The organism is Paraburkholderia haematera (genome assembly GCF_905220975.1).
Lineage (GTDB): Bacteria > Pseudomonadota > Gammaproteobacteria > Burkholderiales > Burkholderiaceae > Paraburkholderia > Paraburkholderia haematera.
Map to the genome: position 1 here is coordinate 1 of NZ_CAJNBK010000018.1, position 24,387 is coordinate 24,387.

Sequence of the window (24,387 nt, forward strand, 5' to 3'; positions counted from 1 at the left end):
CCGGTCGCGAGGACGACTCATGCGCGCAAAATGCTCCCTGCCTCTGACACTTGCTACCTTGAGCACCTGTTCGCCGCTTGACTTCCAATACGGTTGCTTTTCTTTGCGGCATGCAAAGAAAAGTAGGTGCCCCCCGCACAGGGGGAACGCAAATAGACCACTAACAAAACAAGAAAACGCCAACACCAAAAAAAACCACACCCAAACAAAGCGCCACACAGGCAAAAAAACCCCCTAATTCGACAACGACAAATACGGCGAACTCAACGGCACAGGCGGAAACGGCTGCAACCCCGTCTGCTTACTAAAGCTATACCGCACATAAACCGCAGCAAGCCACTCCCGATACTCATAAGCATTCCCGAGCGACGCAGTCGCCCCAAACGCCAACTGCGGCGCAAGTTGATATTCCCCCACTGCGCTAAGCGAATAAGAAACCCCGGTCTTACTCTGCCCAGGATAAACCGCACCACTATCCAGACCCGAGCCGAGCTTTTTGGCTTGCGCCGCCGCATCGCTCTGGCGCTTGGAACCATCATTGAGCGGGAAGTAGTTCGACTGATCCTGCCGATAGTGCTGGACACCGATCGACCCCTTCAAGTCGTAGGTAAACGCGCCATTACGCCCAGCCCATTCCACCGGAAGATTCAGGATCACATACTGTTGCGGACTGAAGTACCCACCCTGACCATAGGTGAAGTAGGACAGATTCTTGTTATAGGCCATCAGTGTCGTGTTCACACCGATAGTCAGCGTCTGATCCGCATCCTTGAACAGACGCGTGTAGATGCCACCGCCGCCTTTGACTGCGTTATTGCTTGCGACGTTATAGCCCTCGTAGTGCTGATAGGCGGCGTTCACGTACAGGCCGCTGGTGCCGTCATCCCATGCAAGGCTGGCGAGGCCGCCGTTGGACGTGACGCCGCCCCACTCGAGGCCCGAACCCGAATCGCGCGCGCCGGCATACGACAGCAGGCTGTCAGTCACCGCGCGGCGCGCAACCGCCAGCGAATACGACACCTTATCGGTAATGCCGCCGTTATATTGCAGGCCGCCTACGACAGTCTTCTCGGGGAAGCCGAGCGGCGTTACACCGACATCGCCGCTAAAGCTGCGGCCTTCGTAGCCGAGCGACAGTCCCACGCCGCTGGCGGTCTGGCTGCCATAGGTGTTGTTGCCGGCAACCGCCGCCGCCGCGGACGTGGTATTGGATAACCCCGCGCCAAATCGCGCGAGCGTCGACAAATTGCCCGAGGCAGTGCCGGCATCCAGCGTAACCGGCGTCGCCGTCACGACAATGTGGCCATTGCCGGCCTTGATACGCCCTTGAATGGGCGCTTCGATGTCCGTCAGCGTCGACAGGCCGTCTTCTCCCGAGCGATTGCGGAACACGATCCCGCCCGACACGGTGCTCGACTGCTCGCGATTGACCTGGGCCAGTTCCTCGGCGACACCGAGCGTCTGCGTGTTGGCTACGTTCGGTTGCGGATAGTTGCCGCCGTTGCCGTTCGCGCCGGGTTGTTGCGGGTAATAGGCTTGCGCATAACCGGTCGGCGGCTGCGGAATGTATGGCTGCTGTTGCTGCGCGTAATAACCGGAACCCTGATTCGGATACGGCTGATAAGGCTGCTGGCCGTAAGCCTGCTGCGGCGGATACGGTTGATAGGGCTGTTGCGCATAACCCGCTTGTTGCGGCGCGTACGGTTGATAAGCCTGCTGGCCGTAGTAGGGTTGCTGCTGCGGATAGCCTTGCTGCTGCCCATACGGCGCCTGCGCATAGGCTTGTGCGTTACGGTTGCTCTTCGACGCAGTTGTCTTCTTGCCGGCCGGGTGTTTTGTGCCGGTAGTCGAGCCTGCATAACGCGGCGGCTGCATCGAACCGGCATTCGCTTGCGCTTCTCGTGCCGCAGGCGACATCGGCCACGGCGTGGGCGCGTAGCCGTCAGGCGCCGGCTGCTGGTATTGCCCTTGTTGAGCGTATCCACCCTGCTGCGGATAACCGGCCTGTTGCGGATACGCCGGGTTGTACTGTTGCTGCGGGACCTGTGGCAAGGGCGGCATCTGCGTCTGGCCCTGGCCCGGATACGGCTGCAACGGCGCGCCCGACTGGCTCGACCCGTTGGACTCCTGGCCATAACCGCCGGTGTTGGCGCCAGGGCGCGGCGCGTTATAGGGAACGGCGGTAGGCGCGACGTTGGGCACGGCCGTAGGCACGGCGGTAGGCGCATACGGCTGCGCGGGCGCAGTATACGGCGCGACGTAAGGCGCGGGCTGTGAAGGCGGCGGATAGTTCGGCACGGTCTGTGACGGCAAGGAGGACTGCGAGTACGGGAGCGAAGCACGCGCGGCATTGGAGCCGCCGCCGGCCAACGCGGCGTTGTCGGCATCGGTCGGCGAGATCGTGGCGGTTTTACCTTCGAAGGGATTGGTGCCCGGCAGCGGCGTCGCGCCGATCCGGCGCATTGCGACTTCCCAGCCACGCGGCACGTTGCTCGGCGCATTGGCGCGTGGCCCATTGGCCATCAGCGGGGTATTGGCCGCGACCAGCGAGCGCTGCAAATAAGTCGACGCGAGCGACAGCTTGCCTTCGGCGCGATACATGCGGCCGACTGTCGCCAGCACGCCCGGATCGCCAGGGGCCGCCGCGAGCGCCTGATTGGCGAGCGATTCGGCGTAGCTGAACTGTTTCGCACCGGCCGCCGCGGAAATGGCCGACTGCAGCAGGTTCAGATCGTCCGGCTTGCGCTGCAACGCGACGCGGTAACTGGCGAGCGCATTGCGGTCGTCACCGGCGCTCGAATAGAGGCGGCCGAGGGCGGCCTGCAGATCGGGGTTGTCGGGCATCGCCGCAAGCCACGGCGCGATCACGTCGTAAGCGCTGGCAAGGTCGCCGCGCTGACGCACCGCGTCGCATTGCTTGATGACGATCCCCAGATTCAGGTTGCCGAAATCCGTGCGCTGCTGCGGCGTCAGTTGCATCGCTGCAAGCCGCCGCATCACCATGCCGAGTTCGGCTTCCTGCTGGGTGGCGGACAGAATGCCCGCGTATTGCAGGAGCAAATCGGTGTTGCCGGGCGCCGCGTTCATCGCGCTGCGCACGAGACTCAACGCGCGGGTTGGATCGCCCGCCTGCTGATACGCCGCGGCGATCACGCCGATCAGTTCGGGGCTGTTACCCGCCACGGGTTCGGCCGCCTGCAACGTCGCCAGCGCTTGTTGCGACTGGCCGTTGCGCGCCATCCGCGTGGCGAGGTCGGCCTGTTGATGGACCCACAAGCGATGCTGCAAGGTCGTCATCGCGTCGGTGCGTTGCGCGGCCGGAATCCGTTCGAGTTGCGCAAGACCGGCTGCCCAGTCCTGCGTTTCCGCCGACAACAACGCGCTCGCATAGAGCGCGTCGGTCATGTCGGGATGCGCGGCGAGCAGGCCGTCCATCATGCTGCGGGCATTCGCTACCGCGCCCTGGCGCACGTAAATGCGCGCGAGGTCGAGGCGCAGCCAGGGATCGTCGGGATCGTTCAGCAGCGCGTCTTCGAACAGGCTGCGCGCACTGCCGAGATCGCCGCGCGCTTCGGCCGCGCGCGCCTGCGCGGCCTGCGCTTCGCCGCGCAGACGGTTGATGCCGCCGGCCTTCGATTGCTGTTCGCTGTTCAACTGATTGGCAAATTGCAGCGCTTCGTCGCCGCGGCCTTGCGCGGCAAGCGCGCCGACGAGGCCGCGAATCGCATCGGGATTGTCGGCCTGGCGGCGCAGCGCCATCCGGTAGGCCTGCTCCGCGCCGACCGGGTCGCCGTTCGACAGCAGCATTTCGCCGAGCAGCACCTGGGCTGTGACGTCGGACGGATTCAGCGCGATCGCGCGTTCGAACAGCGACTTCGCCTTCGCGAATTCGCCGTTGCTGCGCGCGCCGATGGCGTCGCTGGTATAGGTCCAATAGGTCGCGCTATCGAGCGCGGTTTTCCAGCGCGCCGGATTGCCGCTGCGCGAAGCACGTTCCAGATAGTTGCGGGCTTCGGCGAATTTTTCCTGCTTCAAGGCGGCGATACCCATGCCGCCGAGCGCGTCGGTGTCGTTCGGACTATTTGCCAGTACTGACGAAAATTTCGCCCGCGCCGTGCCGAGGTCGCCGCGATCGAGCGCGGCGAAACCGTCGGCGATGGTGCGGCCGCGCGCGTCGACGGCGGCATTTCCCTGGGCGCGATCACGCGCCGCCTTGTCCTGCTGAACCATCGACTCGAAGCGCGCCTTGACCGCGGCGTCATCGGGTGCGCTTTGCAGATACGCTTCGTACAACGCAGCGTCGGAAGGGCGTGCGTCGAGCCACAATAACGCCTGCCGCCAGCTCTTTTTCGCCGACGCGCCGACCGTGCTGTCGCCCGCCAGTTTCTGCAGCCGCGCGACACCGTCGCGACGCGTCACGTCGCGATACGTCAGATGCTGGGCGTAGGCGAGGGCGTAGCGCGGGTCGTCGGGGTTATCGCGTGCGAGCTGTTCAAGGCCGCGGCGCGCCTGGTCCCAGCCTTGCGGCGTGGCCGACAGCGCCTGGTAATACTCGAGTTGCAGTTCGGGCGTGGCCGGCTTGCCGTTCAACGCGCGCTGATACTCCTCTACCGCACTCGCGCTCTGACCGCTTTGCGCGAGCCGCCGCGCGTCGTTGACCGTCTGGTCACGCAGGCTCGATTCGCCAAGACGGCGGCCCAGTTCGTCCAGATTCGGATAGTTCGGCGCAACTGCTTTCAGGCGCGCCAGATATTGCTGCGCGCCCGCGCCGTCCTTGCGGTCGGCGAGCACCATGCCCATGCCGTAGAGCGCATCGGGCTGCTTCGGGTCGATGCGCAACACTTTCTGCCAGGCCTGTTCGGCGAGGTCGCCGCGGTGATGCGATTGCCAGTACTTGCCCTGATCGATCAGCACGTTCAGGGGATCTTTCGACGCCTGCGCCAACGCGTCAGGCGAAGCCGTCGCCACGCAGCAGACGGCCGTGAGGCTCAGCGCGAACCGCAATGAAAACGCGAGGGCGCTCAATCGCATGCATTTCTCCAACTCGGCACGAGACGGCCGGCTTCGTCGAAACGATAGCGGCCGTCGATGAATCCGGTGCCGAACAAACCCAGCACACGATCGTAATAGACAGGTTCGCGGCCCGGTACGCTGGTGTCGAGCACGGCGAGGTGGGTACGCGCGAGGCCGAGGCCGCGTTCGTCGCCGAGCGCCTTGAAGTACGGCGCGAGCGCGCCCCAGTAGCTCAACGGTCCTTCGCCGCTCGCCGTGCCGGTGGTCGACGAAACCTTCTCGGGCGGGATGCCGGTTTGCGCAACCTTCGCGCGCATGCCGCCAAGCGCCGCGAGCCAGGGTTTGGCAAGCGGGTCGGCGGGCGAGGCGAGACCGGCCCACAGGTAGACGCGGATCGCGTCATAGCTGCCGGTGTCGCCTTCCTTCGGGTCGACCACGAACTGGCCGTTCTGCCACGCAGCCCAGTCGGGCGCGAAGCCTTGCGGCGCAGTGGTCTTGATCAGCCTGTAAGCACTGTCGGCAAGTTTGGCCCACGGGCCGTTCGGTATCTCCTTCGCCAGCGCACGCAACACCGGCAACGGCAGATAGCTCGGATTCAGGCGTGTCACGCCGCCATTCCTGAAGCCCTGCGGTCCGGGCAGCAGCATCGGGCCGACGCCGGGCAGCGTGGTCATTTCCTGGCGAGCGATTTGCGCGGCGAGCGCCTGACCGAGTTGCGTATAACTCGCCTCATGCCAGAGACGGCCGGCTTGCAGCAGATCGTAGGCGATCCACAGGTCGGAATCGGACGCGGAGTTCTGATCGAGCACGCCGAACGAGCCGTCCGGTTTCTTGCCCCACAGCCACGACGGCAGCCGCACGTTTTGCGCGTCGAACTGATTGCCCGCGAGATTGGTGCGGGTCCAGTTGAGCAAGCGGTCGAAGGTCGCGCGGTCGTTCGCGACCAGCGCAAAAAACAGACCGTACGACTGGCCTTCCGAGGTGGTTTTCAGTTGTGGCGACGAGTAGTCGATCACGCGGCCATCGGCCTGCACGAAACGCTCGACGAAGAGACGGTACGCCGGCCAGTCGGTGTTGCATGGACCCGCCTGGCCCGGCGTCGACGTGGTCTGGGACACCTTGGTGATACTGGCAAAACTCGCGGTCGCAGCGAGAGCCAGGCCCAGCCCGAGCGTCAGTGCCACGGATGTCTTGTTGATTTGATGCCGCATATCAGTCCTATCAGTCCTTCAGGCGGCGCGCGGCGATCGAACGCAGCGTCCGGTAGAACAGGCCCGCGATGATCAGCGCGGCGAGCACGCCGCCCAGCATCAGCAACAGCGGATGCGACGACAGCGCCCAGCGCAAATATTCCTGCGGCGACAGATGGCCGACATAGTACGCGTCGCCGTTCGACGTGATGGTGACGGTGCGGCCGTGAATCACGGCCATCGCGCCTTGAATTCCCTGCAGCACGTCGGCGTCGAGCAGGGCGGCGGACAGATCGGCGTCGGACTGGCCGGCTGCGCTCACCAGCGCGACGGCGCTGCGGTTCTTCTGCAGCGGCGACTCGAAACCGCTCAGGAGCGCGTCGCCGTTCGAACTCACGAGCGTGAGATCGGCGCGTGCCGGCGAGCGTTCGACACCACGCTCGCCATGCCACCAGTCTTCGAGCTTGAAGACAACGTCTGAGAGCGTGAAAGTGCGCGAATCGCCGTCGCTGGAGAACGGCATCGATTTGGCCCAGCGCTGCAACAGCGGTTGACGGCCCGGCGCGCCGAAAATCAGCAGGTCCTTGTCGGCGTACCTGTCGACGTCCTGGGCCGTGCCGACGGTGACGCCATCCACCGGGTAACCCGTCGATGCCCCCATGCGGCCCATGGTCAGCAGGTACAGGCTGTAGTCGCTGGAATCGGCCTCGTCCGGCAGGATCGCCGCGGTCTCGGAGAGGTCGGCCATCCGCGTGAACGGGAAGCCGCTGTTCGCAAATGCCGCCAGGTCGGGCAGCGCCATGTAATGCGGGAACGACGATAGGTCGATCGTCGAGTTCGGATCGATTGCGCCGACCACGTTGTCCAGTAGACGGCCGTGACATTCGCCCGTATTCGGAATGTCGTAAAAGAAGTGCAGGCGCACTTGCGCGCGCGGCGTGAGCAGCAGCGGCGGAATATAAATCGTGCGGCGCGCTTCTGCGGTCTGGTCCGGCAACACGCGCGCGAAGTAATGGCTCAGTTCGAACACCGAGGCCGACTCGGCCGGAATCGGCAGAGCCTGCACGAACCCGTCATTGACGCTGACGTTCAGCGACGAACGGTCCCGCAGCGGGCGCACCGTGTAGCGGTAGCGCAGATCGATCGGCGCGCCCTTGGTGTGCCACATGAACAGATCGGGTGGCACGCGCAGATTCACGCGCACGGCGTCGGCGTCGTAACCGGACACGGTCAGGTCGCGCGGGTCGGCGAGCTCGCCGAAACGCACCGGGCGGTTAGTGGGTAGCCAGTTCGGCGCGTCGTACGGCGCGCGCGGCGCGAGTTCGTTCAGTTGCGTGATCGTCGCGCTCGGACCGGTCAGCGTGTTCTGGCCGATGCCGAGTGCCCTGGCGGCGGTTTTCAGTTCGGCTTCGGTGCGGCCGAGCACGAGCAGCAGCTTGCCGCGCGCCGGCGCTTGACGATCCACCACGGCGATCGTCGGGCCGGAAATCGCCGGAATCGTCACGCCGGCCGGGCGCTGGTCGTCGGTTGCGAACACTACCGCGTTACCCGACAACGGTGCGTTATCCTGCTGCGCCGGAAAAACCGCGCCGCGATAGCCGGCGAGCGCGCCGAACCATGAGGCGACGATGCCGCCCGCTTCGAGCGTCGCGGCGCCGGGTTTTTGCGGGAACACGAACGGCAGCTCGAGACGGCGCACGTCGCGGCGGTCGAAGAACGGCTGTGGCAATGCCGCCAGGTCCGGCTTGCTGGCGAGCGACGCATAGGTCAGATCGAGCGAACTCGCATTGCTGACGGTGGCCCACAGCGAGGAATTCGCCGGGTCTTCGCAGCTTGTGGTGTAGTGGCCGATCAACTGCACGTTCAGGTGGTTGAATTCGGTGATGAAACGCGGATCGATCGAAACGTCGCGCGCCACCAGCATGCCGGCCTGTTCATGCGGCACGGGCAGCGTCGCGGCCACTTCGCCGTTCACCAGCACTTTCAGCTGGGAGATATTCGCGAGCAGCGCGGGCGAGTAGCTATACACCAGATGCAGGATCGCGCCGGTCACCACTTCGTCGCCGCGCACGGAGAACGCGACGCCGTTCTGGCCGTCCGTGCCACGCAGTTGCAGCGGGTCGTGCGCGCCGAGATCGGCGAACGTGAGCGTCTGACGGCGGCCGCCCGGCACCAGCGTGCCCGGTTCGGCGGTGGTCGGCGTTCTGATGCCCAAGGCTTTCACCGACGACGCGGCGAGCGCAGGCGTGGGTGTGGCAAGCTGCGCCTGCGCGATTGCGTTCGGATCGTAAGGGACGGCCGCGCTCGGCGCGGGCACGCTGCCCACGCCGGTGGCGACGCGCGCGCCCGGTGCGGCCTGGGCCGATGTTTGGGCCGATGTCTGGGCCACGACCGCCTGGCCGGCTTGTGACGCACTCGCGCCGCTCATGGCCACCGCGGCAACTTCGGCCGCCGAAGCCAGCGGCGCCGCCAGCGCGGTCTGCAACGCGAGCCAGCAGGCAAGCCCGCGCGTCAACCGTTGCGAGCGGGAGCGTCCAGACAGACGCGTCTCCGCTTCCATCGCACTGCGCTCGTGATTCGAGCGTTCGACGTTTGACTTCGCCATCCTGTTGCCCATAGATCAGTCTTTAGTTTTTAGCTTCTTGACGTCCGCCGGACGGCTTTTCATCGAGCTTCGAAGGTCGGCATAAAGATGCTCGAAAAGACCCACAATGCCGCGCGCGCCGACCGTCAGCACATGCGACAGACCGCGCAACGGCGTGTCCTGCTGGCGCCCTTCGGCCCAGCCGGTCCACGCGTCAGCGCGCGCGAAGGTGGTCTTGACGAACTCGTATTCCTGCTCTCGCGTCAGCGCCGAGAAGCGCAGGCCCACGCGGCCCGGCTCCGTGAAACCGACCGTGGCCGGGAAGGCGTATTCCTCGTCGCCGCGAAACAGCGAGACGGTCACGCGTTCGTGCATCGGCACCTGGATTTTGCCCGGCAGCGCCACGCCGACGCCGCCTTCCGAGTAGTCGATGGTTTCGCAGGCGAGCGTGCGGCCGGTCGAGAACTTCAGCATCACCGGCATCTGCATTGCCACGCGGTGCACGGCGCGAATCTGCCGGCGCTCGCTCGCCGCGGCCACGCTCGCGCCGAGAATCAGCATGTTGTAGGTGGTCCAGCCGAGGTTCAGGATGGTCGTGTTCACCACGCTGCGGGTGTGCCAGTTCAGATAGATATGCACGATACCCACGACAAAGCCGATCAGGTTCAGCAACAGCAGGAACAGATACGGCCGCGAGATCGCCCAGTCGAAGTAGTTCTTCTCGATCTGGCCGCCCTTGGCTGTCACGTTGAACTTGCCGAGCTTCGGGTTGATCAGCGCGAGCAGCGTAGGCGCGGTGATGTACGACGCCAGCACCGATTCGTAGACTTCGGCCCAGAACGAGTGGCGAAACGAGCGCTGCATCCGCGAGTTGGTGATGCTCGCATGCATCATGTGCGGCAGGGCGTAGATCGCGATCGTGCTGGCGGCGGCCTCGATCACGTGCGCGCCGAAGAACAGATACGACAACGGCGCGGTCAGAAACACCAGACGCGGGATGCCGTAAAAGAAGTGCATCATCGCGTTCAGATAACAGAGCCGCTGGCCGATTTTCAGACCCTTGCCGGTCAGCGGATTGTCGATCCGGAAAATCTGCGTCATGCCGCGTGCCCAGCGAATCCGCTGGCCGATGTGGCCGGAGAGGCTTTCGGTGGCGAGACCCGCCGCCTGCGGAATCGCCAGATACGCGGTGGTGTAGCCGAGGCGGTGCAGCTTCAACGCGGTGTGCGCGTCTTCCGTGACCGTTTCCACGGCGATGCCGCCGATCTCTTCGACCATGGTCCGGCGCAGCAATGCGCATGAACCGCAGAAGAAAGTCGCGTTCCACAGATCGTTGCCGTCCTGCACGAGACCGTAAAACAGTTCGCCTTCGTTCGGCACCTTGCGGAAGGTGCCGAGATTGCGTTCGAACGGATCGGCGGAGAAGAAGTGGTGCGGCGTTTGCAGCATCGACAGCAGCTTGTCGCGCAGGAACCAGCCGAGGCCGATCTGCAGGAACGAGCGGGTCGGAATGTGATCGCAGTCGAAGATCGCGAGGTATTCACCCTGGGTGATCTTCAGGGCTTCATTGATATTGCCGGCTTTCGCGTGGCGGTTGTGCGTGCGGATCGTCCAGTTGACGCCGACTTCCTCGCAGAACGCCTTGAACTCGGGGCGGCGGCCGTCGTCGAGCACGTGGATCGCAATCTTGTCGGCCGGATAGTCGAGCGCGAGCGCGGCGTAGATGGTCGGCTTCACCACCGAGAGCGGCTCGTTGTAAGTCGGGATGAACACATCGACGCTCGGCCACTGGTCGCGCGAAGCGGGCAGCGGCATCGGCTTGCGTTTGAGCGGCCAGGCGGTCTGGAAGTAGCCGAGCATCAGCACGATGGTCGAATAGACTTCGGCCGAAACCAGAAGCAGGCCCCACGCGGCGTCGAGCGGATGTTCCCAGTAAGTGGTCGAGGTCAGGCGCCAGTACATATAGCGGCCCGAGGTGACCACCGAGAGCATGATCATCACCATCGTCGCGTAACGGCCTGGCTGGCGGCGGAACAGCAGGGCGGTGATGAAGCAGCAGGTCGCGAATGTCAGTTGCTCGTAGAACGCGAGCGGCACCGTGAACACGAAATACAGCATCATCAGCGCGAACAGCGTGATCAGGCCCGTTACGATCCGGCTGTTCCAGAAACGTGCGTCGACGAAGCGGTCGAGCCGCGATGGCTCGGCGCCCTCGAGGCTCTCTGTAGAAGGCGTACTCATGCGACGTTCCTCGGCGAAACGGCGATCGCATCGACCGCCGTCATGAGCCAGTTGCCGCACGAGCGGAAATCCGCGGATGCCTGGCTGAGTGGATCGTAGTGAATGAGCGTGGTGTCGCACGCGAGCGCTTCGCTCACGCCTTCATCCATATGGATCACGCCCGGGAAGAGTTTGCCGCCGAGCATCTGGCGCAGGACCTTGAGGACGTCTTTGGTCAACTGGCGTGACTGGTCGATCTGGTTGATCACGTAGCCTTCACCACCGAACTCGGAGCGCGGCGCCGCATACGTTTCAATCAGTCTTTCCATTAACGGAATGGCCGCGTACGAAGCGGCGTCGGCGAGCACCACGTTCAGCGCGAAGGTGGCCGCGAACAACGCAGTGCGTACATACACGGACGAGCCCGGCGGCGTATCGACGATAACGATGTCGGACTCGTCGAGCCGCAGCGTTTGCAGCGACTGCGCGAGCCAGCCTGGTTGCTGGTCGATATGCGCTTCGAAACGGCGGCGGTCGTCTTCGATCAGTGCGCCATAGGGCAGCACGGTCACGCCGTCTATGCCGTCGAACATCACCGATTGCCATGGATCGCCCATCAACGTGGCGCGCGACAAACCGTCGATGCTGTCGAGCGGCACGCCGAAATGCAGACGCAGCGCGTTCTGCGGATCGAGGTCGAGGGCGATTACGCGCCGGCCGCTGGCGGCCAGCACGGAGGCGAGATTGGCGGCCAGGGTGGTTTTACCGACCCCGCCTTTGGCGGACACGACCGCAATGACTTTCATGAGCGACGAGGGCCGTTGACCAGCCACGAATTGGAGGCGGCAGGCGTGGCGGCCCGGGGGGCGACGGCCGGCGGCGCGGCGGCCGTTTGAGCGGGCGTGCCGCGCAGACGGTCGAAGACCGATTGCAGCGGTGCGGATTCGCCTGGGCGGCCGGCCGGTTGCGGCGGCGCGAGTGCGGGTTCAGGGGCGAACAGTTTGCCGAGGATCGAAGCAGGTGGCTTCGGCGCGGCGGGCGCCTGGGCCCATGCGGGTGCGGCGACCGGCGCCGGGGCGGTTGCAAAGACCGGCGTCGCGGCGAATGCAAAAGCCGGCGAAGGTACGGGTGCAGAGACGGGCGCAATGGGTGCCGGTGCAGGTGCGAAGACCGGCGAGGGCACGGGTGCAAAGACCGCCGAAGGTGCGGGTGCGGAGACTGCCGCCGGGTCCACGGCGCGTGGTGTCGCGGCGGGGATCTCGGTGCGTGACGTCATCACGTCGATCCGTGCCGCGGCTGGCGCTGCTTGTGCGGCCTGCGCTGCTTCTCCTGCCTGGGCTGTTCGCTGCGCAGCATGATCGTTCGCTTCGGGCGCGCCGAAACGCGAAGCGCCGGCCGGCGCGGCCTGCTGAGCGGCGACGACGACCGGCGGAATGTCCCGCCGATGCGACCGGGTAAACAGCGGCGCCCTCGCGCGCGTGACCGAGGCGGTGTCTTTGGGCGTCGTGTCCTGACGATCGGCAGCCGGCGCCTCGTTTTGCGCCAAGGCCTCGCTAACGGCCGCGCGGGGTTGCCCGATTGCGGGAATGGCCGGCTGCGTCAGATCCAGCGTCACCAGCAGCGGCCAACGTGTGCGCGCCGAACGCGCTTCGTTTTCGCGGCCGATTTCCTGATACGCGTTGGCGTCGCCGCCAAAATGATCGAATAGTTTCTCGATGTCGCTCGATGAACTCATAATGCCGCCGTCTCTTCCATGACTTCCCTTACCCCGATCCATCCACCTGCCGCTCAAATACGATGCCGGCCCAGCCGGAACTCGATCGCGGTGTCCGTGCCATATTCGCTCGTTTGCGCGACCGACAGGCCCTCTGCGCCCAACGCGCTTAACCAGGTCTGATAGACGCCTTCGAGAAACGCCGGGGTCCATGCGAGCGCTGTGTTGCCGAACGCCTGCAGCGGCGCACAGTAATGCACGATGCGCAGAGAGTCGGTTTCGTCGGACAACTCGACGTAGCCCCAATCCATGCCATGCCAGACCAGATTCAGCGCCTGAGCGAGTTCCGCCGTCGAACCGCAAGCGGGCAATTGGTGCGCCGCGGCAAAACGGCAGCCGACGCGATACATCAGTTGGCGCAGTTCGTCGCGACCGATCTGCGCTTCGAACTCCGTTGCCAATGCAGTCAGCATGCCACGCCATTGTGGCGAGATCTGGCGTTCCAGCAGGTAATCGAGAATTGGGACCATATTTTCCGGGAAATGGCCGTTGCTTCAGCCGTATATGAAAACGGGTGCCGACGGTCGAATGCAAGTGAAAGCGTTACAGAAGGCCGCGCGTTGCACGCGTCCGCAGTTACTTTTACCGAACTGTCTAGTCTCTCCGCAACATTTCGCAGGAGTCTACTTAAGACATTAACTTTTAGCCACTTTACATTCGTCTGCGTAATACGCGCAAACGATTGCCGTAGATGCACATCATTTACGTGACACGCATGCATTTTCTTGCTGCTGGACTGCCTTTCACGCTTCCCCACTGTGGATGCCTGCTGCGAGCGTGCTCGCCACCGGCCTCATTGACTCCATTTCTTCTCCGTGAGCAGTTGTTTTCGCCGTTGTTTTCGCCATTGCTTTAGCGTTTCGTTTCGTGGCAAATGCAACGCTTTGACTTGGCGTGGATGCGATGCGCATTTGCCTTCACCGGTCGCGTCTGGGAGACTCCCGCCGGCTGGTTGTGCCCTCAACTACGCTCAGGGCCGGTAAGCTACGCCCTTGCGCGGCCCGACTGACCCTGTATCGACGCCAGTCGCGCAGGCAGCAGGAACGTGGCACGCCAAAGCAATGCCGCTCGACTCAAGACAACAATGCTCAATCCACTCACTATTCTGGCGGTTACGGTTTTATCGGGCGCCATGGGGATGGCCGTGCTCGGTTCCTTATGGCGCGCGGCGATACCCGGCGTCGGCTACTGGATCTCGGCCAATGCGGTCGCGATCGTGGCGCTTTTTGCCTTTGCCTTGCAAGGACACGCGACGCGCTGGCTGACTATCGTGGGGGCCAACGAGCTGCTGGCCGTCTCGCTGCTGCTGGTGGTGGAAGGCTGCCACCGTTTTCTGCGGCGCCGCACGCGGCCGTGGGCGGCCTATGCCGGCGCGCTCGCGGTGTTGATCGGTATGACTTACTGGACCTTTGCCGCGCCCGACTTCAACGCCCGCGTGAGCGTGGCGTCGGCGTATCACGCGCTCCTCTATGCGATGCTCGCCTTCATGATGTTGCGCGACCGTCCCTCGAACCGGCCGCGCTACTGCTACTACTTTCTCGCGGTAGCGTCGGTGCTGCTATGCGCGGGGCATCTCTCGCGTGGTGTCATGTACGGCTTCGGCATGCTGCTGCAGACCAGCTTGCTGCAGGTGACGCCCGGCAATGTCGCCTTTCTCGCACTCGGCATCCTGGCGCCGCCGTGTCTTTCGATCGGGGTCGTGATGCTGGCGCACGATCGCCTCGCCGAGCGGCTCGAGCGGCTTGCCAATGTCGACGATCTGACCGGCGCGTTATCGCGTCGCGCGTTTCTCGCGGAAGGCGACGCGCTGCTGGAGGCGTCGCTGCACACCCGCTTGCCGGTGGCCATGGCCATCATCGACATCGATTCGTTTAAAGCGGTCAACGACCGCTACGGCCATGCCACGGGCGACCAGGTGTTGAGCCACTTCGCGGCGTTCGTCCGCGGCAACCTGCGGGCCGGTGACGTGTTCGGGCGGTTGGGCGGCGAGGAGTTCGGTGTGCTGTGCCCGGCAACGAGCAGCGCCGAAGCGGTGCGATTGATGGATCGTCTGCGGGTCCGGCTGGCCTCCACCGCGCCGGCGGAGTTGCCGCGCGGGCTGAAATACACCTTCAGCGTCGGGGTGGACCAGCATCGGCGCGACGAATCTCTTGCCCAGTTGATGGCGCGTGCCGACGGCGCGTTGTATGCCGCCAAGGCCTCGGGGCGCGATCGCGTGATGGCCGCGTAGCCCTGACGGGGCGGGGCGCAATTCTATTTGCGGGTGGGGCATAAATATTTGTCAGACGGTTGCCGTTATACATTGGCCGAGTGACCGGAGCCAGCCTGATATCTATCAATATGCTTTCCACCTCAACGAAGCACCTGTCCGATTCCGGTTTGCGAGATCGTTTTCATCGACGATCGCTCGAGCATCAGCGTCCACTGTCGACCGTGACGATGGCGTTTACCGTTGTGGCGTTCCTGTGTCTCGTGGGCGCGCGCAACATGGTTGCCGGTCCGGCGACGCCGCTCGCCTACCGGCTCGCTTGCGCGCTGGTGCTTGCGGTGCTGGTGATGGCGATTCCACGCGCCGGCTCGACCTGGATGTTCGGCGCAATCGGCTTCGCGTATTCGCTGGTGCTGGTGGCCGGTCTTGCGCTGAACGTCTCCGGCGTCGAACAACCGTTGCTGTGGGTATTGCCGGCCATGGTGGTGATCCCGATCTGCGCCGCGCCGCTATGGCTCACGCCGCTGCATTTCTTTGCCGGCAGCGCGCTTTTCTATGGGGCGGCGCTTGCCTTGCTGATTGGCGAGCCGCGCACGCATGACGTCGACGTTGTTGTGTGGATGTGGGTCGTGGCGATCGGTGTGCCGACTTCCGTTGTGTTTCACTTTGGCTTTTACCGGTTCCGGCGCAACCACTTTCTGCTCGAGAGCCAGCTGGCGCAGCTCGCCGCGACCGATCCGCTGACCGGCCTGCAAAACCGCCGCGCGTTTGTGAAACAGGCCGAGCGCCGCCTTGAAAGCATGGCGCCGGGTGCGCGGATCAGCGCGATTTTTCTCGACATCGACAGTTTCAAATCGCTGAACGACCGTTTCGGCCACGCGCTCGGCGACCACGCGCTGTACGAGGTCGCCCAGGTACTGATGGAGGAGACTTCCGCGGACGACAGCGTGAGCCGGATCGGCGGCGAGGAATTCGCGGTATTGCTGCGCGACGGCTTGACTGGCGCGCTGGCGATGGCCGAGCGGCTGCGGGGCGCGATTGCCGCGATCGAGCGGCCGGACGGCTATCTGACCGCGAGCTTCGGCGTGGCCGAACACCGGAGCGGCGAAAGCATCATGGTGTTGCTCGACCGTGCCGACGAAGCCTTGCTGCGCGCCAAGCATTCGGGCAGAAACCGCGTGTGCGCCGAACGCGCCTTGCCGCTCGAGACGCTGCAACTCCTTGCCGACGCCGCGCGCGAAGAGGGTGGGCTGACCGCGTTACGGCATCGATGGGAGGACTATTACCTGACCTCCCACTTCCAGCCGCTCTACAGTTTGTCGCATCAGAAGCAGGTGGGGTTCGAGGCGTTGCTGCGCGGTGAACAGGACGACGGCACGCTGGTGCCGCCCGTTGTCCTGTTCGCGCCGAAGCCGTCCAGCGACGAAGGCGCGCTCGATCGGGCGAGTCATGCCGTGCATCTGGCCAATGCGCGCAAGTCGCTGCCTGGCGATGCGTGGCTGTTCCTCAATATTCTGCCGGCCACCTTCATTGCCGAAGGCTATGCCGATCAGCTCGCCGCGATCGTGCGGACGGTTGGGCTCGATCCTGAGCGGGTGATTCTTGAGATTCTCGAATCGCACGGCGGCAGTGTCGACGACATGTCGCGCGCCGCGGCTTTGTATCGCGAGCACGGCTTCCTGATCGCCGTCGACGATTTCGGGGCGGGTCAATCGAATCTCGACCGCTTGCTGCGGATCCGGCCGGATATCGTCAAGCTCGACGGCGAACTGATTCGTGCGACGAGCCACGGCTCCGAGCAGCCGATCTTGCCGAAGCTCGTTTCGCTGTTGCATCAGGCGGGGATGCTGGTGGTCGTCGAGGGCGTGGAGACGACGGAGGAGTTGATTCTCGCGGTGGAATCGAATGTGGATTTCGCGCAGGGGTATTTGCTTGGACGGCCGGCTGCGGAGATTGCGCGGCCGGAGTCGGTGCATCGGCGGATCGATGAGGCTTTCGATGTGATTGCCCAGGGGAGGGCGCATCTGCATGCGTTGTTCGAGTCTGAGGTCGAGCCTTACCGGATTGCTTTGCGGCGGGCCGCCGATCAGTTGCTGACGGGGGTTTTGATGGATGAGGCGTTTGCTTCTCTGGCGACGTTTGGTCGCTGTATCAGCTGTTTTATTCTCGATGATTCGGGGCGGCAGATCGGGCATGAGGTGCCGGGGCCGGCGTCGAGTGGCGAAGGGGCTTCGCTGCATCCGGTGGCGAATCCGCGGGATGCCAGGTGGGATCATCGGCCTTATTTTCGTAATGCGGTTTTGTTGCATGGGGTTGTGGTGACTAGTCATCCTTATCTTTCTTTGGCCAGCGGCCGGCCTTGTGTTGCGGTTACTTTGGCTGTGCAGTTTGCTAATGAACGGGCGGTTGTGGGGGTGGAGTTGGATTGGGCCGAGGTGGGGTTGCCTTGGCCGGCGGGGGATTAAGGTTTGGTTTTTTTTGCCTGCGCGGCGCTTGTTTGTCTGGGGTTTTATGGCGTTGGCCTTTCCTTGAATTCTTATTGGTTTATTAGCGTTCCCCCTGTGCGGGGGGGCACCTACTTTTCTTTGCATGCCGCAAAGAAAAGTAGGCAAAAGAAAGCGGCTCAAACCGCTAACTATTAAGCGGGTCCCCTGGCTTGGAGGAGGTAGTGGTGCATCTGGAATCGGTGCCCTCGCACATTCAGCCCCGGTGACAAGGCAGTCATTCTTCCGGCGGCGCTGCGCGCGCCGAAGCGGCGCCTCATAAAACCATGCTCTGCGTTTGGCGCTCGCATTTTTCTCGCGATCGTGGCTCGTCGATGCGTCGCCCCTGCTAACGCAGCCGACACCGCGCCGCGATGGCCCCCGCTGCGCGTAACCGAAGCCCCAAGGTTTCCCAGGCAAACCCATCCGCGACGCACGCAGTGCGGAGTGGGAGCGGATGACACCTTTGTCACTAACGCGGAGTGTGCGAGAACGCAGATTCCAGATGCACCACTACCGTGGCTGCGCGGGGGACCCGCTTAAGAGTTAGCGGTTTGAGCCGCTTTCTTTTGCCTACTTTTCTTTGCGGCAGGCAAAGAAAAGTAGGTGCCCCCCCGCACAGGGGGAACGCTAATAAACCACTAACAAATCAAGGAAAGGCCAACACCATAAAACCCCAGACAATCAAGCGCCACGCAAGCAAAAAACACAAGAAAAGCCCAACACCGCAGGCGAAGAACATCCAGGCAACCCCCCCCTCAATACCCGCCCTCCACGTACCCCACCACCACCACAGCACTCTTCTTATACGAAGCCGCCAAATCCGCCGCCGCGCGGCTCAACAACCCTGTATCCGTCCCCACCGCCACGAACGTCGCGCCCGCTGCCAGATACTCGGCCGCAATCCCGGCATCCGCCGCCAGCACGCCTGCCGCTTTACCAGCATCCCGCACCCGCCTGATGCCAGCACATATCGCTTCGCGTACACGCACGTCCCCCGGCTTACCCAACAATCCCATCGACGCACTCAAGTCCGCCGGACCAAAAAACACACCGTCCACACCGTCCACCGCGGCAATCGCGGAAAGATTCTCCATGCCTTGCATCGTTTCCACCTGCACCAGCACACACAACTCATCAGCCGCGGTGTTCAGGTAATCAGGTATCCGATTCCAACGCGATGCCCGCGCCAACGCACTCCCCACGCCACGAATGCCCTGCGGCGGGTAACGCGTCGCCGCAACGGCGTCCGTCGCCTGTTCCGCCGTGTCGATCATCGGCAGCAACAACGTCTGAGCACCGATGTCCAGCAATTGCTTGATCAACGCGCTATCGCTTCGCACCGGACGCACCACCGGATGCGATGCGTACGCAGCTACCGCCTGCAATTGCGTCAGCGTGCTGCGAACATCGTTCGGTGCATGCTCGTTGTCGATCAACAACCAATCGAAACCGGCGGTGGCCAGCAATTCGGTCACGTAGGCATCGGCGAGTGCCGCCCACAAGCCGAATTGCGGCCTGCCTTCTGCCAGCGCGCGCTTGAATGTGTTTTGCGGTAAAGACATGTCGGCGACTCAAATAAAATTCAAACCAATCCCGCCCAGCGGACCATAGTCGACATGAAAGGTGTCGCCCGCCCGTGCCGGGATCGGGCTCGTAAAAGAACCGCTCAGAATCACGTCGTTCGCGTTCAGGATTTCGTCATAGGGAGCAATCTTGTTCGCGAGCCATGCAACGCCAGTGGCAGGGTGATTCAGCACGGCCGCAGCAAGCCCGCTCTCTTCCACGGCGCCATTCTTGTAAAGCAACGCGCCAACCCAACGAAGGTCCACGTCCATCGGACGCACCGGCCGCCCGCCCAGGACGATGCCGGCGTTCGCCGCGAAGTCCGAGATGGTGTCGTAGACCTTGCGCGGTGCCTTCGTCTCACGGTCGAATTGCTCGATGCGCGCGTCGATAATCTCAACTGCCGGCGTCACGTAGGCCGTGGCATCCAGAACATCGAAGAGCGTGACACCCGGGCCCTTCAAGGGCTTGCTCAACACGAAAGCCAATTCGACTTCCACGCGCGGTGCAATGAAACGGTCGGCACGAATGTCCTGGCCGTTTTCGATGAACATGCTGTCAAGCAGCGGCGCATAGTCGGGTTCGTCAATCTGCGACGAACGCTGCATCGCGCGTGAGGTAAGGCCAATCTTGCGGCCCTTGATCGTGTGCCCCTCAGCGAGTTTGAGCTTCACCCACTCGCGCTGAATCGCGTAACCGTCCTGTACGGTCATCTCGGGATACTTCGCCGAGAAGTGGCGCAACTGGGTGCGCGTCTTCTCGGCATGGTCGAGCTGCGCCGCGAGATCGCGGATAGTTTGTTCGTCTAGCATGATGGATTCTCTATATGCGCCTACCAGGCCCGGTATGAGCCCCGGGTTTTAGCCTTGTGTATTGGCCTTAAGCCGCGCGTGCAAATTGTTGTGTTTCCACGTTCCTGCTTCGCTAAACTCATTGATCTCCAGCGACAACGCCAGGCCGTGTTGTTCAAACTCGGCAATGAAGTACTGTTTGATCACTTCAAACAGCGCATCTCCGGTCGCCTTTTTTGCAGCGTCCGAGCGGCCCGCGGCGATCTTCAGGTTCGCGTGCAGGAAGGCAGCGTCGGCTCTGCCATCGGCAATGCAGTACTGTTCGCAGCGCAAAGCGCGCACGCGAATGCCGCCGAGCGGAAAAACGCGCTGTTCGTTCTCGCGCTGTGCGTCAAGGCTTGCAGCCAGCTTTTTGCACAGTTGGCCGATGCTTGCTTCGTCAGTGAGGTTAGCGCTGTATTCAAGTGTCAAATGCGGCACGGCAGGCTCCTTTCTTAGTACTTAAACGGGCAGGGGCGTCACGGGAAAGATTGCATTGATCTGACCGGTGCCGGAACTGCCGAAATACGGCGTAACGACTTCCACCTTGCCGTCGTAACGATCCCAACCGAGCGCGCCGAGCAGCATCGCGGTGTCGTGCATGCCGCCTTCGCCCCAGCATTTCTCGTTATAAAGCGGCAGCATTTCGCAGAAAGTCTTCCAGTCGCCGGCTTCCCACAACTCGACCACCTTGCGGTCCATCTGTTCGAGAAACGGGCTCCATACCTTATGCATGAATTGCTCGGCCGTGCCGTTATTGGCAAAGTGGTGGCTCAACGAACCGCTCGCCAGAATCGCGACGGTGCCGTCGTACCGTTCCTCGATGGCCTTGCGTACCGCAAGGCCGAAGCGCGCGCTGGTTTCCAGGTCGTGCCACATGCACCAGCCCGCCACGGACACGGTCTTGAAGTGCTGATCGCTATTCATATAGCGCATTGGCACCAGCGTGCCGTATTCGAGTTCGAGTGTGGTCTCGCTGTGCGCGCGGCTCTTGACGCCCATTTCGTTGGCGACTTCCGCGATCAGATCGCCGAGACCGACGTTGCCGGGATACGCATACGGCATGTTCTTGATGAAGTGGGGCAGCTCGTTGCTCGTATAGACGCCCTCGAATTTCGGCGCGCAATTGATGTGGTATTCGCTGTTCACAAGCCAATGCACGTCGAACACGACGATGGTATCCACACCCAGCTCACGGCAGCGCCGGCCGATTTCATGGTGGCCGTCGATTGCGGGCTGACGGCAGCCCTTATGCGGACCGTCGAGTTCGGACAGATATAACGACGGGACGTGAGTGACTTTTGCTGCCAACGCGAGTTTTCCCATCGCGGTCTCCTGTTCTGTGTGGCGCGAGGCGTGATGCACTCGCGCATGGCGCCAAACGCGAAAGCGCCTCAAACGCCTTAAACGCCCCAGCGCGGAATGTGATGCGAGCCGAGCGATACGCATACGTTCTTCGGTTCAAGGAACACTTCGTAGCTCCACGTGCCGCCTTCGCGGCCCACGCCCGATGCCTTCGTGCCGCCGAACGGCTGGCGCAGGTCGCGTACGTTCTGGCTGTTGACGAAGCACATGCCCGCCTGGATCGCCGCGGCGACACGCAGCGCGCGGCCGGTACTCTCGGTCCAGATGTAACTCGACAAACCGTAGGAAATGTCGTTGGCGAGTTCGATCGCGTCGGCTTCTTCGTCGAACGGAATCAGGCAGGCGACCGGGCCGAAGATCTCTTCCTGCGCGATCCGCATGCGATTGTCGACGTCGACGAACACCGTCGGCCGAATGAAGTTGCCTCGGCGCATGGCGTCGGGCAAATCGGGCGCGTCGAGCCCGCCGCATGCGAGTGTCGCGCCTTCTTTCGGTCCGAGTTCGATATAGCTGCGGACCTTGGCCAGATGCCCCTGGCTGATCATCGGGCCAACGATCGTGCCGTCGGCCAGCGGATCGCCCACCGTCAAGCGTTTCGCGCGCTCGATAAAACGCTCGGCAAAGCGCGCGTAAATCGAGCGTTGCACCAGAATGCGCGAACCCGCCGTGCAACGTTCGCCGTTGTTCGAGAAGATCATGAACACGGCGGCATCGAGTGCGCGTTCGAAATCGGCGTCGTCGAAAATCACGAACGGCGACTTGCCCCCTAGTTCCATCGAAAACTTCTTCAGGCCCGCAGTCTGCACGATGCGGTTGCCGGTTGCCGTCGAACCGGTGAACGACACCGCATGCACATCAGGATGCGCCACCAGCGGTTCGCCGGTGTCCTTGCCGAAACCGTGCACGACGTTCAGCACGCCGGCAGGAATACCGGCTTCGAGCGCGAGATTGCCGAGCATCGAGGCGGTCAGCGGCGACAATTCGCTCATTTTCAGCACGGCGGTGTTGCCGAACGCGAGGCAGGGTGCGACTTTCCACGTTGCCGTCATGAACGGCACGTTCCACGGCGAGATCAGCGCGCAGACACCGACCGGATGGAACAGCGTGTAGTTCAGATGCGTCTCGGTGGGATACGTATGGCCGTCGACGCGCGTGCACATCTCCGCGAAATAGCTGAAGTTGTCGGCGGCGCGCGGCACGAGCTGCTTGCGCGTCTGCGAGATTGTCTGACCGGTGTCCTTTGTCTCGGTCTCCGAGATCTCCGGCACGTTCTTCGCGATCAACTCGCCGAGCTTGCGAATGACTTTTGCTCGCTCCGCCGCGGGCTTGCCGGCCCATGCCGGAAACGCTTCTTTGGCTGCGCGCACGGCAGCGTCGACTTCTTGCGCACCGCCGCGTGCCACCTCAGCGAGCACCTCTTGCGTCGCCGGATTGACCGTCTCGAAGTAGTCTTTCGCGGCGTCCGATTTGCCGTTGATCAGATGTTCGATTCGCATTGCCCTGTCCTTTTCTCTTTCACTGTCGATCAGGCGCGGCCAAAGTCCGCGTCGGATGCAATCGTATTGACGAGACGGCCAAGGCCGTCGATTTCACAGATCACTTCGTCGCCCGCATTGACGTTGACGATGCCTTCCGGCGTGCCGGTCAGGATCACATCGCCGGGCGCGAGTGTCATGAAGCCGCTCAGGTATTCGATCAACGCCGGGATACCAGTGACGAGATCGCGCGTGTTGCCATGTTGCTGCCGCGTGCCGTTCACGAAGGTGCGCAATTCGAGTTGCGTGACGTCTTCAATGTCGGCCGCATCGACGAACCAGGGGCCGAGTACCGTGCCGCCATCGCGATTCTTCACGCGCAGGTTGGGGCGGTAATAGTTTTCCAGGTAGTCACGGATCGCGTAGTCGTTAGCGATCATGTAGCCGGCCACATGCCGCATGGCGTTTTCGCGCTTGACGTTCTGCGCGGTTTGGCCGATCACGACAGCCAGCTCGCACTCGTAGTGCATGAAGGTGACGTCGGCGGGGCGGCGCGTGAAACCACGGTGACCAATGACCGCGCCCGGCCCCTTGAGAAAGACCAAAGGCTCGTCCTGCTTGTTGAACTGCAATTCCTTTGCATGTTCGGCGTAGTTCAAGCCGAGCGCGAAGATCGTGCCGACCTCGATCGGCGCGAGCCAGACAACTTCATCCTCGCGACGCACGCGGCCGTCGGCGAGGCGCACGCCATTGGCGTCCGGATACGCTTCGTGAATCGCGCCCGCATACGCAACACGGCCGCGCATCATGACGGTTCTCCATCGTGTTCTTCCGCACCGGCAAACGACACTTCGAGCGGTGGTAATCCGCCAATCGAAAGCGTGGCCGAGTCGCCGATATGCGCAACCGGCGAGCCATGAGGCACGCCGAGCGTAATGACGTCGCCGGCGCTGAGTGTCATGAAATCGGTGACGTCCGCGATCAATTGAGCGACCTTGCGTACCGACGACGCAGTGCTCGCCGTGAAGTCCTCGCGTCCTGGCAGCGAAACTTTGATCGTCAAATCGTCAGGTGTCGCAACGTGACGTGCTGCAACCACTGCCGGTCCGATCACGCAAAAGCCGTCGCGCGCCCGGAACCGTACCGAAGGCCGGTACACGCTCGCATGCGGCACGCTCAGATCGGCGACCAGCGTGTAGCCGGCAATATAGTCGAACGCCTGGCCCGCGCTGACGCGTGTTGCGGTGCGGCCCATCACGATACCTAGCGAAGCGCCGACTTCCACGCCCAATGCGTTGTCGGGTACGACCACGCGGGCGCGATGACCCGCGAACGTATTGCGCGGCTTCAGATAGAGAATCGGCGCTTTCGGCGGTGCCTTATACGGGGCGGCATGCACCGCGTCGCCCAAAGCTTCCAGCGCCGCGCGATCGTTCAGCAAAGTTCCATAAACCGCGCCGGAAACAGGCGCGCGGCAGGCCAGGCCACGGGCGAGCAGCGCGGCGACGGCGCGAGCATCCACGTCGCGAGGCAGCGCGTCGCCTTCGGGATGCAGCAGGTGATCGGCAAGGGCAAACATAAATCAGCTGGCTCCCGGTAAAAATACTAACATGTTAGTAGTATTGCGCTTGATATGATCCATGGTCAATAGCCTGTCGGCTGATCGCGGGTTTTCCCT

The 24,387-nt window shown here is 63.2% G+C and carries 16 protein-coding genes; 2 read left to right on the plus strand and 14 right to left on the minus strand.

Annotated features, from left to right (window positions below; genetic code table 11):
• Window positions 1-234: 234 nt before the first annotated feature.
• The 7 genes from KHO23_RS24915 to bcsD are packed head-to-tail and all read right to left on the minus strand — an operon-like array spanning window position 235 to window position 13,251.
• Window positions 235-5,031, minus strand: coding sequence for a cellulose synthase subunit BcsC-related outer membrane protein (locus tag KHO23_RS24915; protein ID WP_211614065.1), 4,797 nt, complete (start codon window positions 5,029-5,031; stop codon window positions 235-237).
• Entirely contained in the window at window positions 5,022-6,224 is a 1,203-nt protein-coding gene (gene bcsZ, locus KHO23_RS24920; RefSeq protein ID WP_211614067.1) for a cellulose synthase complex periplasmic endoglucanase BcsZ, read from the minus strand. The genes KHO23_RS24915 and bcsZ overlap by 10 nt, the downstream gene beginning before the upstream one ends.
• 10 nt (window positions 6,225-6,234) lie before the next feature.
• Complete coding sequence (bcsB, locus tag KHO23_RS24925; RefSeq protein ID WP_211614069.1) at window positions 6,235-8,820, minus strand: cellulose biosynthesis cyclic di-GMP-binding regulatory protein BcsB; 2,586 nt, start codon at window positions 8,818-8,820, stop codon at window positions 6,235-6,237.
• A 3-nt stretch (window positions 8,821-8,823) separates the two neighbouring features.
• Complete coding sequence (gene bcsA, locus KHO23_RS24930; protein WP_211614071.1) at window positions 8,824-11,028, minus strand: UDP-forming cellulose synthase catalytic subunit; 2,205 nt, start codon at window positions 11,026-11,028, stop codon at window positions 8,824-8,826.
• Window positions 11,025-11,813: a cellulose biosynthesis protein BcsQ gene (gene bcsQ / locus KHO23_RS24935; RefSeq protein ID WP_211614073.1), complete on the minus strand. Its 789-nt coding sequence runs from the start codon at window positions 11,811-11,813 to the stop codon at window positions 11,025-11,027. The genes bcsA and bcsQ overlap by 4 nt, the downstream gene beginning before the upstream one ends.
• Window positions 11,810-12,742: a cellulose biosynthesis protein BcsP gene (gene bcsP / locus KHO23_RS24940; protein ID WP_211614075.1), complete on the minus strand. Its 933-nt coding sequence runs from the start codon at window positions 12,740-12,742 to the stop codon at window positions 11,810-11,812. The genes bcsQ and bcsP overlap by 4 nt, the downstream gene beginning before the upstream one ends.
• Before the next feature lie 53 nt (window positions 12,743-12,795).
• Entirely contained in the window at window positions 12,796-13,251 is a 456-nt protein-coding gene (gene bcsD / locus KHO23_RS24945) for a cellulose biosynthesis protein BcsD (RefSeq protein WP_211614077.1), read from the minus strand.
• 614 nt (window positions 13,252-13,865) lie between these two features.
• On the opposite strand from bcsD, the gene KHO23_RS24950 reads away from it, so the two are divergent.
• Window positions 13,866-15,011 carry a GGDEF domain-containing protein gene (locus KHO23_RS24950; protein WP_211614079.1) on the plus strand — a complete coding sequence of 382 codons (1,146 nt, stop codon included), beginning with the start codon at window positions 13,866-13,868 and terminating at the stop codon, window positions 15,009-15,011.
• A 110-nt stretch (window positions 15,012-15,121) separates the two neighbouring features.
• Window positions 15,122-17,455: a bifunctional diguanylate cyclase/phosphodiesterase gene (locus tag KHO23_RS24955; protein ID WP_211614081.1), complete on the plus strand. Its 2,334-nt coding sequence runs from the start codon at window positions 15,122-15,124 to the stop codon at window positions 17,453-17,455.
• A gap of 776 nt (window positions 17,456-18,231) precedes the next feature.
• Here KHO23_RS24955 and hpaI read toward each other — a convergent pair.
• From hpaI to KHO23_RS24990, 7 genes are all read right to left on the minus strand, one after another.
• Window positions 18,232-19,038 carry a 4-hydroxy-2-oxoheptanedioate aldolase gene (gene hpaI / locus KHO23_RS24960; protein ID WP_211614083.1) on the minus strand — a complete coding sequence of 269 codons (807 nt, stop codon included), beginning with the start codon at window positions 19,036-19,038 and terminating at the stop codon, window positions 18,232-18,234.
• Window positions 19,039-19,047: 9 nt separating this feature from the next.
• Window positions 19,048-19,851 (minus strand): 2-oxo-hept-4-ene-1,7-dioate hydratase, encoded by an 804-nt coding sequence (gene hpaH / locus KHO23_RS24965; RefSeq protein ID WP_211614085.1) that lies wholly within the window; start codon window positions 19,849-19,851, stop codon window positions 19,048-19,050.
• 48 nt (window positions 19,852-19,899) lie between these two features.
• Entirely contained in the window at window positions 19,900-20,310 is a 411-nt protein-coding gene (locus KHO23_RS24970) for a 5-carboxymethyl-2-hydroxymuconate Delta-isomerase (protein ID WP_211614087.1), read from the minus strand.
• A 21-nt stretch (window positions 20,311-20,331) separates the two neighbouring features.
• Entirely contained in the window at window positions 20,332-21,195 is an 864-nt protein-coding gene (hpaD, locus tag KHO23_RS24975; RefSeq protein ID WP_211614089.1) for a 3,4-dihydroxyphenylacetate 2,3-dioxygenase, read from the minus strand.
• Window positions 21,196-21,272: 77 nt separating this feature from the next.
• Window positions 21,273-22,730, minus strand: a complete 1,458-nt coding sequence (gene hpaE / locus KHO23_RS24980; protein WP_211614091.1) for a 5-carboxymethyl-2-hydroxymuconate semialdehyde dehydrogenase — start codon at window positions 22,728-22,730, stop codon at window positions 21,273-21,275.
• Window positions 22,731-22,759: 29 nt separating this feature from the next.
• The gene (locus KHO23_RS24985; RefSeq protein ID WP_211614093.1) at window positions 22,760-23,518 is read right to left on the minus strand and encodes a fumarylacetoacetate hydrolase family protein; all 759 of its coding nucleotides are present in this window, start codon (window positions 23,516-23,518) and stop codon (window positions 22,760-22,762) included.
• Complete coding sequence (locus KHO23_RS24990) at window positions 23,515-24,288, minus strand: fumarylacetoacetate hydrolase family protein (RefSeq protein WP_211614095.1); 774 nt, start codon at window positions 24,286-24,288, stop codon at window positions 23,515-23,517. Before KHO23_RS24990 ends, KHO23_RS24985 begins: the two co-directional genes overlap by 4 nt.
• Window positions 24,289-24,387 lie beyond the last annotated feature (99 nt).

Coding starts and splice junctions, on each gene's coding strand:
- KHO23_RS24915 (WP_211614065.1), bottom strand. CDS start 5,031: ATGCGATTGAGCGCCCTCGCGTTTTCATTGCGGTTCGCGCTGAGCCTC.
- bcsZ (WP_211614067.1), bottom strand. CDS start 6,224: ATGCGGCATCAAATCAACAAGACATCCGTGGCACTGACGCTCGGGCTG.
- bcsB (WP_211614069.1), bottom strand. CDS start 8,820: ATGGGCAACAGGATGGCGAAGTCAAACGTCGAACGCTCGAATCACGAG.
- bcsA (WP_211614071.1), bottom strand. CDS start 11,028: ATGAGTACGCCTTCTACAGAGAGCCTCGAGGGCGCCGAGCCATCGCGG.
- bcsQ (WP_211614073.1), bottom strand. CDS start 11,813: ATGAAAGTCATTGCGGTCGTGTCCGCCAAAGGCGGGGTCGGTAAAACC.
- bcsP (WP_211614075.1), bottom strand. CDS start 12,742: ATGAGTTCATCGAGCGACATCGAGAAACTATTCGATCATTTTGGCGGC.
- bcsD (WP_211614077.1), bottom strand. CDS start 13,251: ATGGTCCCAATTCTCGATTACCTGCTGGAACGCCAGATCTCGCCACAA.
- KHO23_RS24950 (WP_211614079.1), top strand. CDS start 13,866: ATGCTCAATCCACTCACTATTCTGGCGGTTACGGTTTTATCGGGCGCC.
- KHO23_RS24955 (WP_211614081.1), top strand. CDS start 15,122: ATGCTTTCCACCTCAACGAAGCACCTGTCCGATTCCGGTTTGCGAGAT.
- hpaI (WP_211614083.1), bottom strand. CDS start 19,038: ATGTCTTTACCGCAAAACACATTCAAGCGCGCGCTGGCAGAAGGCAGG.
- hpaH (WP_211614085.1), bottom strand. CDS start 19,851: ATGCTAGACGAACAAACTATCCGCGATCTCGCGGCGCAGCTCGACCAT.
- hpaD (WP_211614089.1), bottom strand. CDS start 21,195: ATGGGAAAACTCGCGTTGGCAGCAAAAGTCACTCACGTCCCGTCGTTA.
- hpaE (WP_211614091.1), bottom strand. CDS start 22,730: ATGCGAATCGAACATCTGATCAACGGCAAATCGGACGCCGCGAAAGAC.
- KHO23_RS24985 (WP_211614093.1), bottom strand. CDS start 23,518: ATGATGCGCGGCCGTGTTGCGTATGCGGGCGCGATTCACGAAGCGTAT.
- KHO23_RS24990 (WP_211614095.1), bottom strand. CDS start 24,288: ATGTTTGCCCTTGCCGATCACCTGCTGCATCCCGAAGGCGACGCGCTG.